Annotated in this window: 12 protein-coding genes; 2 read left to right on the top strand and 10 right to left on the bottom strand. The window is 61.4% G+C overall.

Going from position 1 to position 14,006, the window contains the following annotated elements; all coding sequences use genetic code 11:
- Positions 1–31: 31 nt before the first annotated feature.
- The 7 genes from ATE70_RS17655 to ATE70_RS25490 form a co-directional block, all read right to left on the bottom strand.
- A complete protein-coding gene (locus ATE70_RS17655) occupies positions 32–2,236 on the bottom strand; it encodes a TonB-dependent receptor (protein ID WP_081933247.1) in 2,205 nt (734 codons plus the stop codon).
- A gap of 57 nt (positions 2,237–2,293) precedes the next feature.
- The gene (locus ATE70_RS17650) at positions 2,294–2,788 is read right to left on the bottom strand and encodes an aromatic-ring-hydroxylating dioxygenase subunit beta (protein WP_037557625.1); all 495 of its coding nucleotides are present in this window, start codon (positions 2,786–2,788) and stop codon (positions 2,294–2,296) included.
- Complete coding sequence (locus ATE70_RS17645) at positions 2,785–3,975, bottom strand: aromatic ring-hydroxylating oxygenase subunit alpha (RefSeq protein ID WP_037557624.1); 1,191 nt, start codon at positions 3,973–3,975, stop codon at positions 2,785–2,787. Before ATE70_RS17645 ends, ATE70_RS17650 begins: the two co-directional genes overlap by 4 nt.
- Before the next feature lie 92 nt (positions 3,976–4,067).
- On the bottom strand, positions 4,068–4,925 hold the full coding sequence (locus ATE70_RS17640; protein ID WP_037557623.1) for a VOC family protein: 858 nt from the start codon (positions 4,923–4,925) through the stop codon (positions 4,068–4,070).
- Entirely contained in the window at positions 4,922–5,782 is an 861-nt protein-coding gene (locus ATE70_RS17635; protein WP_052182489.1) for a hypothetical protein, read from the bottom strand. Before ATE70_RS17635 ends, ATE70_RS17640 begins: the two co-directional genes overlap by 4 nt.
- An 818-nt stretch (positions 5,783–6,600) precedes the next feature.
- Positions 6,601–6,828 carry a hypothetical protein gene (locus ATE70_RS25495; protein ID WP_037557622.1) on the bottom strand — a complete coding sequence of 76 codons (228 nt, stop codon included), beginning with the start codon at positions 6,826–6,828 and terminating at the stop codon, positions 6,601–6,603.
- On the bottom strand, positions 6,825–7,094 hold the full coding sequence (locus ATE70_RS25490; RefSeq protein ID WP_058539116.1) for a MarR family winged helix-turn-helix transcriptional regulator: 270 nt from the start codon (positions 7,092–7,094) through the stop codon (positions 6,825–6,827). Before ATE70_RS25490 ends, ATE70_RS25495 begins: the two co-directional genes overlap by 4 nt.
- A gap of 74 nt (positions 7,095–7,168) precedes the next feature.
- Between ATE70_RS25490 and ATE70_RS17620 the strand changes: the two genes are divergently transcribed.
- Positions 7,169–8,044, top strand: a complete 876-nt coding sequence (locus ATE70_RS17620) for an alpha/beta fold hydrolase (RefSeq protein WP_037557620.1) — start codon at positions 7,169–7,171, stop codon at positions 8,042–8,044.
- Complete coding sequence (locus ATE70_RS17615; RefSeq protein WP_037557619.1) at positions 8,041–8,454, top strand: hotdog fold thioesterase; 414 nt, start codon at positions 8,041–8,043, stop codon at positions 8,452–8,454. Before ATE70_RS17620 ends, ATE70_RS17615 begins: the two co-directional genes overlap by 4 nt.
- 389 nt (positions 8,455–8,843) lie before the next feature.
- Here ATE70_RS17615 and ATE70_RS17610 read toward each other — a convergent pair whose 3' ends face one another.
- The 3 genes from ATE70_RS17610 to ATE70_RS17600 form a co-directional block, all read right to left on the bottom strand.
- Positions 8,844–10,082, bottom strand: a complete 1,239-nt coding sequence (locus ATE70_RS17610) for a serine hydrolase domain-containing protein (protein ID WP_058539115.1) — start codon at positions 10,080–10,082, stop codon at positions 8,844–8,846.
- A 59-nt stretch (positions 10,083–10,141) separates the two neighbouring features.
- A complete protein-coding gene (locus tag ATE70_RS17605) occupies positions 10,142–11,674 on the bottom strand; it encodes a carboxylesterase/lipase family protein (RefSeq protein WP_161786580.1) in 1,533 nt (510 codons plus the stop codon).
- A gap of 70 nt (positions 11,675–11,744) precedes the next feature.
- Complete coding sequence (locus tag ATE70_RS17600; RefSeq protein WP_161786579.1) at positions 11,745–13,847, bottom strand: TonB-dependent receptor; 2,103 nt, start codon at positions 13,845–13,847, stop codon at positions 11,745–11,747.
- Positions 13,848–14,006: the final 159 nt, after the last annotated feature.

Genomic DNA, 14,006 nt, shown 5'->3' with positions numbered 1-14,006 from the left:
GGGGCGAGCCAGCCTATGACCGGCGATCGCATCAGAATTTCACTTCGACGCCGGCGCCGATACGCCGGGGCAGCTCGTACCTGAGATCGGTGCCAAGCGCGCCGGGCCGAACTTCCTGGATGATCTTCTCATTGGTCAAATTCGTCGCCCAGATCGAGAACCGAAACTTTTCGTCATCCGTTCGCCACGAAATTTCGCTGTTGATCGCCGTATAGGGATCCTGCTTCACGGAATTCAGGAAGTCGAAATAGACGACCGAACTGCGGAACAGGGTGCCGTTGATGTTCAACATTCCCGATGCGAGCGGTACGTCGAGACTTGGAGCGATGTTAAAGGTCCAGCGAGGTGCCCGCGGTAGGCGGTTGCCCGACACATCCGCTTGCGACACGATATTGCCTCCCGTTGGCCGGGGAATGAAAACTTGCGCGAGCGGAAAATCGTCATATTCCGCATGGGCGTAGGCGACCGCCGCGTTGACCCGGAAATGATCGGTTGGCGCCAAAGTGGTTTCGAGTTCGCCGCCGTAAAGAGTGGCGTTCGCGGCGTTCTGCAGGACATAACCGGGACCCAACGGATCGCGGGCAGTGACCTGCAAATCCTTATAATCATAACGATACAAGGCGAGATTGGCGCGCAGCCAGGGCGTGATGTCAGACTTGATACCGCCTTCGAGGGCTTTGAGCGTCTCGGGATCGACCGCGAGAGGCGACACGCCAGTCATGTTGAACACACCGCTTTTGAAGCCGGTGCTGTAGGTCGCGTAGATATTCGTGTCCGGTCCGATTTCGAACCGGACCGTGCCTTTATACGTGACCCTGTTAAAGGATTTTTCCGCTGTCTGCGGAAAAAGGGCGACGCCGTTTACGATCTGATCGAAACTTCTTTTCTCATGGGTGTAGCGAATGCCGCCCGTCACGAACAGGCGCGGGACGACCTCAAGCGTCGCCTCGGCGAATCCGGCATAGGAGGTCGTCTTCAGGACGGGGTCGAATGTGCGCACGAGCAGTGGCTGGCTCGGATCAGCGCGACTGCTCAGAATGAAGTTGGCGTCGCCGGAGAGGTGGAAGGCATATAAACCAGCGATCCATTGAAGCGGCCCGGAGCCGGACGAGAGCAGGCGCACTTCCTGACTATAATATTCCGATGCGATTTTGGGGGCCACAAAAGTCGCGAGCAAGATATTCGACGAATCCGAATCCGTCGCCTGAGAGGTTCGGTTGGAGGCATATGCCCCGGTCGTCTCCAGATTGACCCCGCCTAGATCGAAGCGTGTCTGCAAGGCGACACTGTATCGCCGGGTGGCGAGCGAGGGGCGCAGATCGGCGGACAGCTGCCAGGGTTTCAACGGGAGGATCGCGCCGGGAAAGGCTCGACCTGCCGTGTTATTCTCATAGGGCTGGTAGACATTCTCCGAGCCCTTGCGATCGAAATATTCTCCCGTGAGGACGATCTTGTTTCCGTTCTCGCCGCGGTACATCAGCTTGCTGCGGACATCGACAACCTGATAGCCGCCAGCTTTCCCACCGCGCACGAGATCGTCGACAAAACTGTCCGTTTTGCGGTAAATTCCGGCGATATCGGCTGCAATCGTATCGGACAGGCCACCAGTCAGATAGCCGCGCACATTATAGTCTCCGTCGCCCGTCTCGAGGGCGGCCGCGCGCGCCGAAACCATGCCGCTGAAGTCGAAACTGGGATCAGGCGTAATGACATTGATCAACCCGCCCGTCGCGTTCCGACCGAATATTGTCCCCTGCGGCCCGCGCAGGACCTCGACGCGGTCGACCTTGACGAGATCGGTCCAGGTGGAAAATGGGTCTCCCTGGTAGATTCCATCGACATAGGTTGCTACGTTTGACTCGTCCCCGACCGAAATACTGCTCGACCCCACCCCGCGGATAACGGGCAGGAACACGCCCGCAGCGCGGCCACCGAAGAAGCCGGGCACGACCTGAGTGAGATTCCGGATGTCGGCCGCACCCGAACGGCCAAGCGATTCCGAAGTCACGGCGGTCACCGCGACCGGCACATCCTGCAACTTCTGTTCCCGGCGCGTCGCGGTCACGACGATATCTACGAGGCCGCTCTGCGTCGAGGTTTGATCCTGATCCTCGGCTGGGGCCGACGGGCTGGGCGCGGACAAACCGCCAACGGGCGCCGTTTGCGCCATGGATGGCGCGGCGGTCACGGCTGCCGTCATCATCAGCAGCGCTTTGGATGCAAAAAGGCCTTTCATTTTCGGTCTCCCTCCCGATTATTTAGTAATTGATTTATAAGGTTATTCTGTCACCGCTCACAAAGGAAACACCAGATACCGCGGCACGACCGCGTTGTCGGTCACCGCGTTCCGCGACAGAAAGCGACATTGATCGTCTTCCATTCGAATAATGTCCTCGTAGGTCCCGGCGGCCAGCTGCTGCGGCAGCCCGGTATCGTCGGGGGTAAAGATCACGGAGAAGTTCGAGACCATGTCGACGAGACCATCCGCGCGGCGGCTGGCGTGCACGCGCTGAACGAAATGCCGGGTACGATAGTCCTGGAATGTACCCGCCCATATGTCTTCGATGAAGGTGCAGCGATCGATTAACCTGTCGCGGCAGTCGTCGAGCATCATCGCCACGCGCAGGCCGCTCTCGACATCGTTGCGCGCGATGCAGATGTAACTCGCGCTCGGATCATCTTCGAACGTGTCGAGCCACGACCGCATTTTCTTCCCGTCCAGTGCCGACATATATGCCGACTGGAGTTCATCGAGCCGCGCGAGCTCGTCGAGCGTCAAGCGCGTCATGCCTCCCTCCTCCGGAAGCCCATGGCGGCGCGATAATATTCCCAGTGCGGAAGATTGCCGCTCTCGTCGTTCTGACGGAATTCGAACCCGAGCCGGGATGGATCGGTGACGCCTTTTTGGAAGATGGCCTTGCCGGGGGTGCGATTGCCGATCTGGACCCGGTGGAAAACCGAGGCGTCTTCCATACTGATCAGGCCGGACGGGCCGATCGCGTTGGAGCTTTGCCTTATTCGGTGCAAGACCATCGCGTCATCGTCGTCCTGATGCGCGAAATAGGCGTAGGTGACTTCCACCTCGTCGATTGCGACAGGCGTAGCGAAACGGATGCTGATGACGTTCAGGTAATTTGAGGCGACGAGCATCGGAAAGAGAGCGAGCACGCTGGCGTTTTTCGGCCGCCCCTCGTCGCGAAACTCGATGACCGAAGCATCGCGGATTACGCTCGTGGGCTGGGGAACGGTCAACTCGGTTTCGATGCAATAATGGCCACGTCCGGTAGTCGCATACTGGCGGCCTGCGCCGCCCTGCCAGTTGAGCATCGTGAACGCCTGGTGCAGGAGCGGCGGATGATAGCCGTCGTTGTCGCTATAGGCTTTCCAGTTGGTCAGATACCGGACCCGATGATAGCCAATCAGCTTGAGGCGTCCGTCACCGGCCATGATGTCCAGCAACGACCCTTTCGCTTCCTGCAGGAAGTCGTCGAGGCTTTCGGTGTCCGGCGACAGCGTCACGAACAGGAGGCCGCCGACCGATTCCTGCCGCGGCTGGGTCAGCGGATAGTCTTTCTTGTCGAAACCGGGGATGAATTCGCGCTGATTGGGGCAGCCGACCAACTCGCCCTCTTTGTTGAACAGCCACCGATGATAGGGGCATTCGAATTCGGCTCGATTGCCCGAAGGCTTTACCTCGATCTGGGTGCTGCGATGTGAGCAGGCGTTGAAGAATGCCCTGACCCGTCCGTCGTCGCCGCGGATGATGAGCAGGGGGACGTCCGCAAGATTGCAGGTTTTGAAGTCCCCCGGGTGCGGCACTTCGCTTTCGTGCGCAACGGGATGCCACTCGGCTCCACGGAAAATCCGGTCGATCTCGGCTTGGTAGAGGTCTTGCCGGACGAAAATCTCCTTGGGGATTTCGTTAAAATTTGCCGGCCAGACAATGTCTTGAAGATAAGCCTCCGGAACCGTCATCTCCCATCCTTTCTCTTTGCTATTTCGCCGCCCGCGTCACCTCGCGATGCGGTCACATTCATCCCATGCCCGCTGCCCACCGGGGCCCAAGTCTATGTGGACAACTCCTTGATTTTCGGGGTTGCGCCCCACATGCAGAAGCTCTTCGGTTCAAAGCCGAACTGGCGTTCCCTGTAGGTCTCTTCGTCGACCTCGCGCACGCCGACGGAATATTCAAAGACCATCCCGTCGGGACCCTCGAAATATACGAACCGCGCGCCCGAAGTCGGATGCCGGCCGGGTCCGAAGACGATGGGAACCTTATGCTGGCTAAGCAGCGCGTAGCTGCGCTGCACATCGTCGATCGACTGAACCTGGTGGTTGATGTGCTGGATACCGCACCGGTCTGCGGGGACGAGCGCGATGCTGTGGTGAATCTGGCTCAGACGGAGCAGCGGGAGCTCGCCTACCCGGTCACTGACGCGTGCATTGCATATTTGGGTCCAGAAATGCTCATCGCGACCGGGATCCCGGCTGAACAGACCGACGTGACTGAAACCCGTAATTCCCGCGTCGCGAGACAGCTGCGCGCCATTGCCACCGATCTGCGGCGAAACCGCGAATTCGATGCGTCCCCCGCTGGGGTCACGAAAGGCTATGAATTCGGAAACGTGCCGCTGCTCGCGTTCCTCATGCGAACCGTAGCACACCTCATACCCTAATGCTTCGAGCGTTTTCGCCGCATTGAGGAGATCCTCCCCATTCGCCAATTCGAAGCCGACAATCGTTTCGGATGGGTCGCCGATCTCGTAGCTCATCGTGCTCATGCGACTATCGGAGCGAAACGACAGGCGATCAACCGCGCGATCGACAGGCTCCAGGCCAAGTATTCGCGTGGCGAAATCGGTAGCGGCCGCGACATCCGGTGTCTTGAGACGAGTATAAGCGATGTCAATGATGTTGATGGTCATGGCAACGTTCCTCCCAATTCTTCGAGGTTGGAGGTCGAACCCCAACTGCATAGCGAGGCGGGAGAATCGGCAAACTGCCGTGGCCGGCGTCCGACGGGCGACGGATCCGATCGGGTCGAATAGGTGAAATAGCTGTCGGGCGAGGGCCCGCTGAAGGTCAGAAACACTTCACCGCTCGCGGGTTCCTTGCCTGGGCCGCGGACAATGCCGACCTGCCGGTCAAGGAGAAAATATTTCGACTGCATCACGGCGTCGATGCTCTCGACCTCAAACCCCACGACGAGGAAGCTCTCGCGCTTGCTCGGCACAATCATGATCCTGTGATGCTGATCGTCCCAGCCGAGGTAGATTGCGTCGCCCACCCGATCGGTGATCCGCGCTCCGAGGATGTCCACCCACACAGCGGCGTCAGACGCCGGGTCCCGGCTGCCGAGGATCACGTGTGACAGGCCGACAATTCCCGCATCGCGCGATGGAAAATATCGCTCGCCGCTCTCCTCGGCCCGAACGACCAGCTCGATGAGATTGCCGCTTAGGTCGCGACAGGCGAGCCCCGCGTGATAGCGGCGGCTTCGACACAGATCGTGAGGGATCGCCTCGACATCCCAATTTCGCTCCCTGAGTTTCCCGGAGACTTCCTGCAGCTGCTCGACGGTTCTCAGCGACACCGCCACGCTGGGCCGGAGGCTGCTCCCGGAACCGTCGAACTCCAGGCAATAGGACCGAGAGTCAGAACGGAACCGTTCGGCTTCCGGCAACCGTTCGCTGTGCTGCAGGCCGACGGTATCAACGGCGAGCCGCGTGGCTTCGCTAAGCGACTGAACCGGGATCCGTACGAACCGTAGCTGCTCCAGCATTTGCCACCTCAAATCCAATGATCAGTCAGTCTGTACTGTTTGTTTTGATTCGGGGCAAGCCTTATCGCGAGTCCCGAGAGGGGTGTCGTCATGACCGGGGCGATGTGCTGAGCGGCACCTGGCAGCATAGGGTTGTTATCGCCCGCTCGTCGCGAACGTTCGATCCTTCAACGCGCAGGGCCCGAGGCAAAGAGCGGCCGGCTTCGGCGAGCCCGTCGAGAGCGATCTGGTAGTCCCCGCTGCCCCGATATCAGACGTGTCGTGTCGGGCGATCCGCCGAAAGGGGAAGCACTAGCTTGTTCGGTACCCGACCGCGTGCGAGCCTCTTCAGGATTGGAAGCGCGTTGGGATAGGCGTCGGCGAATGCCAGAGGCTGACCGTCGGCGCCCAGCCTCACTTCAAAGACCGGCCCGTCGCCACAAGCGCAGCCACCGGCACTCTGTCCTCGCATGAAGCGCTCGGGTTGAGCCATGTCGGTCTCCAAGCAGAGATTCGTTTCCTAGTAGACAACACGTTGCACAAAATGGCTCGTCGGTCAATTGGCGTTGGCATGCGAAGCCAAGAGCGGTCTGCCTCGAGGAAGAGCCCTCACCGCCGAAAGATCGCCGGCTCGGTCGGACGATTTTGCTGACACGACAAGAGGTTAGGTAGGGCTCCCTGCCGCCATATTCGCAATTCGTTAGTCGTCAGTGCTGGCGATTTGGTGCAGAGGGGGCAGAACGGCGGCGGTGCGCCGCCGCAAACGCGAGCGGCGCCAATTGGGGAAATCGGCTTGCTGACGATGAATGGCGTCGGCCATTTCAAATCTTTCAATGCTTCTATCGAGGAGGCATGTCTTCCGATCCGCTTTCGAGATTGCCTGACATTTTCGTCAGCAATGCGCGGACCGCGCGTATTTCAGTCGGTGAAATCATATGGAGCAGCCGCGCGTAGATCATGTCGGCTTCGGCGCGCAGCTGGGGCAGGATTTCGATCGCTCGGGGTAAGAGATGAAGCTCCCAGACGCGCCGGTCGCCCTTGGCAGCGCGCCGTTCCGCGAGCGTCATTCTTTCCAGCTGGTCGACAACATGGCCAACGCTGGCACGCTCCAGTTCGAGCATTTGGCGAGATCGGTCTGGGTAATGCCCGGGGTCCGATAAATATAGACGAGCGCGCGCCACTGGGTTCGGGTCAATCCGAAGCGCGCCATTGAGGCGTCGAACAAGCGGCGAAGTTTGCGTGGCACTTCTTCGATGACAAAGACAAACTCGTCTGAGTCCGTCAGAAGACTTTTCCCGAGAGAAGCATCGCTGGTGCTGCGAAAGTCGACCATCGGCTGAAACTGTAAAGCCACTATCGGCATATGAACATGCTTTACTGTAAGATATGATACAGTATGATGCCTGAATGTATGATCGGACGATCACGCTTGCGGGAAAAGCGGGCCATGCAATCGCGGCGTCGATCGATGGACCGGAACTGGGCTTTCCGGTGATTTTGGCGCACGGCGGCGGCCAGACCCGCCGGGCGTGGAAGTCGGTGACCCGTCAACTCGCGAGCCACGGTTTTCGGACGATCGCCGTCGATATGCGCGGGCACGGCGAGAGCGCTTGGGCCAGTGATGGGGCTTATGACATTTCCGATTTCGCGGCCGATCTCGTTGAGATCGCTGCGGCGATGCGAAGAAAGCCGGCGATGATCGGCGCATCGCTTGGGGGGCTGGCTGGGATCATTGCGGAGGGAAACCGCGCACCGGGGAGTTTTGGATCGCTTACCTTGGTCGACGTCACGCCGCAGATGGAACCGAGCGGCGTTGCCCGCGTGGTCGGTTTCATGGCGGCCCATGCGCGCGAAGGGTTTGCGTCGGTGGAGGAGGCCGCTGAGGTCATTTCCGACTATCTGCCCCATCGGCCTAGCCGGAAGGCCTCGCCTGGGCTCGCCCACTATCTGCGCCGCAAGGACGATGGGCGCTTCTATTGGCATTGGGACCCGACCTTCATCGAAGGAGTTACGCGGCAAGGCGGTGTCTCAAGCGACAATGGCCGCAGCGAACTGAGCGCCGCCGCTGCCAGTTTAGCCTTGCCTGTGCATCTGATCCGCGGTGGGTCGAGCGACCTAGTTTCGCTGGAAGCCGTCAAGCATTTCCGAAGATTGGTCCCGCATATGGCATATAGCGACATCGCGAATGCGACCCATATGGTGGTGGGCGACGAGAATGACGCGTTTGGCAAGTCAATTGTGGAGTTTTTGCTCAGCACCCATGAAATGGAGATGAAGTCATGAACGCCCCACGGGTCGCCCCTGGGCTTGAGGAACTGGGGGAGCTGCTGTTGCTTGCGCCTTTCCACCGCTGGCTCGGGCTCAGGATCGCCGAGGTCGGCACCGACGAGTTGGTGATCTCAATGCCCTGGCGAGACGAAATAATCTCAAATCCGACGGTCGGCGCAGCGCATGGTGGCATTTTATCGGCGCTGATCGATCTTACCGGCCTTTACACGGTCATTGCCATGGGAGGGTCTGCGCGGGCTACGGCAAACTTGCACGTCGATTTTCACCGACCGGCCTTGCCAGGGCTGATGCGGGCGATCGGCAGGCCGGTCAAACTGGGTCGGCAGATAAGCATAGCCGGGACGCGGATTGTGTCTGCAGACGGAACCTTGATAGCGAGTGGTAGAGGTGCTTACGTCGCCTGACCATCGCGCAAGAGTCGTGGCACTTCTCGCAGCCATCGTGCTGGTGCGGTCCTGCCTCGGCGACCTTTTGATCATCGCTGATCGGCTGCGGCGAGTTATCGAGCGGAACTAAGTCTTAGGGCATAGTTGCGGCACCGCGTTTGGCGCTGTCATGCGTCGCGCCGAACGCTCGAGCAAGATGCGCAGGGCGAGATGGTCCGCCTTCGGTTCTACTTGCTCTACTCGCGTTCGTATTGAACCGCTCCATGATCGAGAAAGCGGTCCTTCATGCCCTTCGAAAGCCGGCTGTCAGCACAACCACGCGGTGTCCAGCCCCCTCCGTTGAGCCAGACCGCTACCTCACGGCGCGGCCTGGCCCAGGCACCATAGGCGAAGTTTTGCCGATCGGGTCAGGGCGCCGGAGTGCGGTTCGCAATCGCATCCTCGATCAGATCCTGCATGACCTGCTCGAGCTCGACGCCCTTGCGGTCGCCTCCGCTCGATATTTCGGTCGCGATCAGGGCATAATAGCCGGTCTCGCGATCGATCCAGCCGGTCCAGCCATAGGCGCCGGGCGAAGAGTTGATCTTCGACGTCGCGCACGCCGAGGGCGTGTCGCATTCGACGAAGGAGCCGAGCGCATATTCCCAGTTCACTGTGCTCGCCGGAACGAAAACACGCGGCAGTCCGATCGTGCGCGGCTGCGTGAAGGCCGTCATGTTGGTGATGAAGCTGCCGCCGAGGAACGCGCGCAGCAGTTTCGCATAGTCGCGCGGCGTGGAGAAGGCGCCGCCGGCCACCCACGGATTGGTTGGGACGGTCGCGGGGGGGTGGGGATCGTACCACGTGGTGCTTGACATCCCGAGCGGGATGGTGACGTGCTGCGCAAACAGTTCGTGGAAGTTCCGCTCGCGTGCTGGCGACGTTCCTGGTTCTATGCTTGTATCCTTGGCCTCCAAATACGCCCCTGCGACCTGAATGCCGTGAGGACCGTAGCTATATTGAGCACCAGGCGCATTGCCCGGGCGCAGGATGTCGTAGCGCAGGTCGTGGATGCTCTTGGCGCAGTTATAGAGACCAAAAGTCGGGAGAAGCTGGCAGCCGCCGACGAGCGGGCTCGCATTAAAGCCCGATGTCATCGACAGCGTATGCTTGAGTTTGACATCCTTCTTCGTTCCGCTCGTCGTCCAGAAGGCGAGTGGTGGCCGCATCGGATCGTCGAGCGTGGCAATGCCCGCCTGCACCATGCGCATGCCGAGCGCGCCAGCAAACCATTTGGAAGCCGAGGCGAGCGGTGTCACCCGGTCGATGCCAAAACTGCCCTTGTCGAATTCGAAAAGATAAGTGGGATCGGACGCGTTCCCGACAATGAAATAGCCACTAGCGACTTCGGTGTCAGCGACGATCGCGGCCTTCAGCGCTGTCCAGTCATAGGTGTAACCGCCGACGGTCGTTGTGAGGCTTGCGGTCGCGAGCGCCGACGCAGCGGATGCCGTCGCCTTGGCGGCGGACGGCGCGGGTGGCAGTTGGACCATCGGACGCGTTTCGCCGCCGTCGCTGCTCCCGAAGCCACTTTGCGCCGCAAAAACCGCTACGCCGACCAATGCGGCGCCGGCGGCAAGCCATATCGATTTCCGTCGTCCAGACATTTTATCTCTCCCAGCTTCGTTGCACGTTTCGAAACGGTGGGCCTGTTTGGCCGAGCGGGCTAAGGCCTGGGTTGGCCTGCCGCGAAATGGATTTTCAGCAGGTGGTCGAGTTGCGCCTTGCGAAAACCGGCGACGACGGCTGACCGGGGCGCGAGATGTGCGAGACGGTCGTCAGTCGGCTGGTACCGGGGCCAGTCAGGCACCAGCGCGCAGTCGGGTACGCCATTCTTCGCGAAAGCGACCCAGCAGGCGGACACGCCTTCGCCGAAGCGGCGATCCTCGTCGTCGACGGGGCCGGCGAGCGAAGCGAAATAGCCCAGCGTCCCGAAAATATAGGGAATTTCGGAGCCATGCCCGGCGCCCTTCGCCCGATCGCGGCGCGCTGCTGCAACATAGTCGAAATGATAGAGGTAGGACGGCGCGCCGGCGGACGTCCGCGCCGCGAGCCATCGCGACGGTGCGACGAACCAGGCGTCGCCCAGAATTTGGCGGGCCAGTTCGTCATCGGCGAGCCCGGTGCCATAGGCGGCGCGGCCCGCCGCCTGGTCGGGCCCGAGATAGGTGAGCGCGGCCGCCGGCGGCACGCCCATGGCGAGGATTACGCTGGCTTCGTTGCTGTTAGCGCCGACGAGGAGCGGCACGTCGATCGGCTCACTGCGCGCAAAAACGCGCCATGGCGCTTCGCGCACCAGCTCGCCGTCGAGAATGGGGCCGACCATCGCGCCCGGCGTCCGGACATCGCCGGCCGCGACGAGCGCGTCGGCCGAAAGCGCCCGGAGCGCGTCGATCGTCGCCGAAGGCGGCGCGCCGGCGCGAGCCGCCAATGCCGTGCCTAGCGCTTCCTGCTCGATAAGCGGGCGCGGGTCGAGTAGGCCGACGCCCGACTGTACGATGGCGCGCGCGAACAGGCCCTTGGCTTCGGAGTGGGCGAGGATCGTCGTCACGCCGATTGCCCCCGCGGACTCGCCGAACAAAGTGACCTTCCCCGGATCGCCACCAAAGGCTGCGATATTTTTCTGGACCCAGCGAAGGGCGGCCATCTGGTCCATGAGGCCATAATTGGCGAGCGCCTCGCGACGCGGCTTGGCTGCGCTCAGAGCCGGGTGGGCAAAATAGCCGAGTGCGCCGAGCCGGTAGTTGATCGTGACAAGAATGACCCCTTGCCTTGCGAAGGCTGTACCGTCGAAAGCCGGGAACGTACCCGACCCGATGACATGCGCACCGCCATGGATCCAGACCATGACGGGAAGTTTCCGCGCGCCGGCCGGGCGCCAGATATTGAGCTGTAGGCAGTCTTCGGATTGATCATCCGCTACTCCACCGGCGACGAGCGCAGGCCGCACCATCTGCGGGCAAGCGGGTCCGAACTTCGCGGCATTGCGAATACCCGCCCAGCGCGGCGGAGCCTGCGGCGCGCGCCAGCGGAGCGCGCCTACGGGAGGCGCAGCGAAGGGAATATCGAAAAAACGCTCGACTCCTGCCTCTGCAGCGCCCGTTAGTCGCCCCTGCGCCAGCGTCGCTTGCGGAGGGGCAACCGCCGCCGCGGCGGATGCTGAAGCGAGCAGCGTCGCGGCTCCAGCACATGCTGCCATGACCCATTGCCGCATTTCGCCGTCCCTTTCGTCTCGGCTGGCGGCCGCAGGCCGCGGGCAAGCATATCCCCTAGAAAGAAATGCGGCCCTCGACGCCTATCACCCGGGGTTGGCTGTAACGGTTGATCGTCGGCGCCTGGGCAACATAGTAGAGCTTGTCGAAGAGGTTGTTCGCGAAGGCGCTCACATTGACCTTTCCGAAGTCGACGCCGATGCGAAGATTGACGAGGACATAATTGTCGAGGTCGACCGACGTTGCGGTCAGCTCCTGCTTGCCACCCCATTGTCCGCTGACAAGCACATTGCTCGTCAAGGCAACGTCGCCGGTGACCGGATAGCGAAGATTGAGGTTCGCCGAGGCGAGCCAGTCGGGAACCTGCGCGAGATCGAGACCGTCGTATCGGCCCGTCTTGACCTTGCCGCCCTGCCGCGAGCCGCTGAGCGCGAGGCGGCCGTCGCCTTCTCCAAGGTCGAATCCGTGGCTATATTCTGCCTCGATACCCCAGCTCTTCGCATTACCGGCATTAGTGAGATAGGCGACCGCGGCGACCGGGCAGGCCGCGTTGGTCAGCGCGCATCCATCGTCGACCTGCGCGATCAGATCCTTGAGCTCGGTATAATATCCCGCGATTGCGAAATAGCCGCGCCGCACCGGGCTGCCCTTGATGCCGACCTCATAGGAGGTGCTGCTTTCGTTGCCGAACAGTACCTGTACCGGGCTCGGAGCGCGGGGATCGGACAGGCGCGTGTTGAAACCGCCGGCGCGGTAGCTGCTGCCGACCTTGCCATAGGCGAGAATATTTGGAGTAAGTTTGTACGAAAGCGTCGCATTGTAGGAGAGATTGTCGGCGCTGATGTTGTCGTCGATAATCCGCGATGACCCGCCTGTTGGCAGGCCTGTCGCGAGATCATAGAGCCGCGCGCTGATGCTCCGGCTGTCGCGTGTATAGCGGAGCTCGCCGGTCAAGTTGAGGCTGTCGGTGATATCGAAACCGAGCGAACCATAAGCCGCATAGCTTTCGAAATGGAGCCGGGCGGGGGCGATGTTGCCCGGAGAAGGATTGGCAAGCGTCGGCGTGCGCGTCGTCGTCACGGAGAAATCGCTGTCGAGCAGCAGCATCTCGGCGCCCACGAGCCAGGTCAGACGGTCGCTCGCGCCCGTCACATGGATGTCCTGCGAGAAATTGTCGGTGGTGTCGACGACATAGGAGGCGCCGCTCGGGTCGAGCGGGGTTAGCGCCCCGATCTGACCTGCAGCGCGCGCGCGCGCAAGTTCGGCCGGGCTCACCGCGTCATTGTCAAGGTCATATTCCGAGTGGCGCTTGCGAAAGGATGTTGTCGAGGTGAGGTCGGCGCCGCCCAAGTCCACGCGGATAATCGCCTGCAGTCCATCGACATCCTGGCTGGCACGGGGCGCCGTGTTCCAGGGATAGCGGAAGCGATCCTGGGTATATCCCCCCGGGAAGCCTGGCGTGCCGGCGGGGATGGAAATCTGATAATGAACCGCCGGGGTCGTCAGCCGCTGGGTCTCGGCCATGATGATCGCGTCGACGGGTCCGCGTTTGAGACGGATCTGGCCGCGCAGACCATGACCCTTCTGTTGGTCGAAATAGACGTCGTTGTCCGGATTGTAGAAGAAGCCCTTGTCCTGCTCGACGAGATCGCCGCTGAGACGGATCGCAAGACCTTCGGCAAGCGGAACATTGATCGCGCCTTGCGTCTGGAAGCTGTTATTCTCGAAGCCGTAGCGCGCACTCGCCCAGCCTGAGAGATCGAATTCGGGCTCGGCCGAAATGATATTGATCGCGCCGCCGACCGCGTTGCGGCCATAGAGTGCGCCCTGTGTCCCCCGCAGCACCTCGACCCGGCCGATATCGAGGAGATCGAGGCGGGTGAAGTTTCGCCCGCCCACGGGACCACCGGCGATATAGGCACCGTTGCGATACAGGCCGACGCTGGGATCGCCATTGGTCGCGCGCGCGGTCGACGAGGCGCGGATCGAAATCTCGGAAGTGATCGATGAGCTGAGATTGTTGAACCTGACGCTCGGCTGGTCTGCTAGCAATTCGCCGCTGCCGCTTGCGCCGCCGCGATCGGTGAGTGAGGTGATATCGATGACAGAAGCGGCTGTAGGAACGTCGGCGAGCCGCTCCTCGCGGCGCCGCGCCGTCACGACGATCGCGCCGTCATCGTTCGCTTCCGCCGCGTCCGGAAGAGCTTCGGGCGGTCTGTCTTGCGCGAAAGCAGGCGGAGCGACGGCTACCCAAATTGCGGCCGTGCAGAAAAGAAGGTTCGCCCTGCGTCCCATGGTCACTCTCCCCATTTTGTTATC

The organism is Sphingopyxis sp. H053 (genome assembly GCF_001468225.1).
Lineage (GTDB): Bacteria > Pseudomonadota > Alphaproteobacteria > Sphingomonadales > Sphingomonadaceae > Sphingopyxis.
This window is presented reverse-complemented; position numbering and strand designations above follow the sequence as displayed.

Excerpts from the sequence above, each read along its gene's own strand:
- ATE70_RS17655 (WP_081933247.1), bottom strand. The coding sequence starts at position 2,236 with ATGAAAGGCCTTTTTGCATCCAAAGCGCTGCTGATGATGACGGCAGCC.
- ATE70_RS17650 (WP_037557625.1), bottom strand. The coding sequence starts at position 2,788 with ATGACGCGCTTGACGCTCGACGAGCTCGCGCGGCTCGATGAACTCCAG.
- ATE70_RS17645 (WP_037557624.1), bottom strand. The coding sequence starts at position 3,975 with ATGACGGTTCCGGAGGCTTATCTTCAAGACATTGTCTGGCCGGCAAAT.
- ATE70_RS17640 (WP_037557623.1), bottom strand. The coding sequence starts at position 4,925 with ATGACCATCAACATCATTGACATCGCTTATACTCGTCTCAAGACACCG.
- ATE70_RS17635 (WP_052182489.1), bottom strand. The coding sequence starts at position 5,782 with ATGCTGGAGCAGCTACGGTTCGTACGGATCCCGGTTCAGTCGCTTAGC.
- ATE70_RS25495 (WP_037557622.1), bottom strand. The coding sequence starts at position 6,828 with ATGACGCTCGCGGAACGGCGCGCTGCCAAGGGCGACCGGCGCGTCTGG.
- ATE70_RS25490 (WP_058539116.1), bottom strand. The coding sequence starts at position 7,094 with ATGGTCGACTTTCGCAGCACCAGCGATGCTTCTCTCGGGAAAAGTCTT.
- ATE70_RS17620 (WP_037557620.1), top strand. The coding sequence starts at position 7,169 with ATGTATGATCGGACGATCACGCTTGCGGGAAAAGCGGGCCATGCAATC.
- ATE70_RS17615 (WP_037557619.1), top strand. The coding sequence starts at position 8,041 with ATGAACGCCCCACGGGTCGCCCCTGGGCTTGAGGAACTGGGGGAGCTG.
- ATE70_RS17610 (WP_058539115.1), bottom strand. The coding sequence starts at position 10,082 with ATGTCTGGACGACGGAAATCGATATGGCTTGCCGCCGGCGCCGCATTG.
- ATE70_RS17605 (WP_161786580.1), bottom strand. The coding sequence starts at position 11,674 with ATGGCAGCATGTGCTGGAGCCGCGACGCTGCTCGCTTCAGCATCCGCC.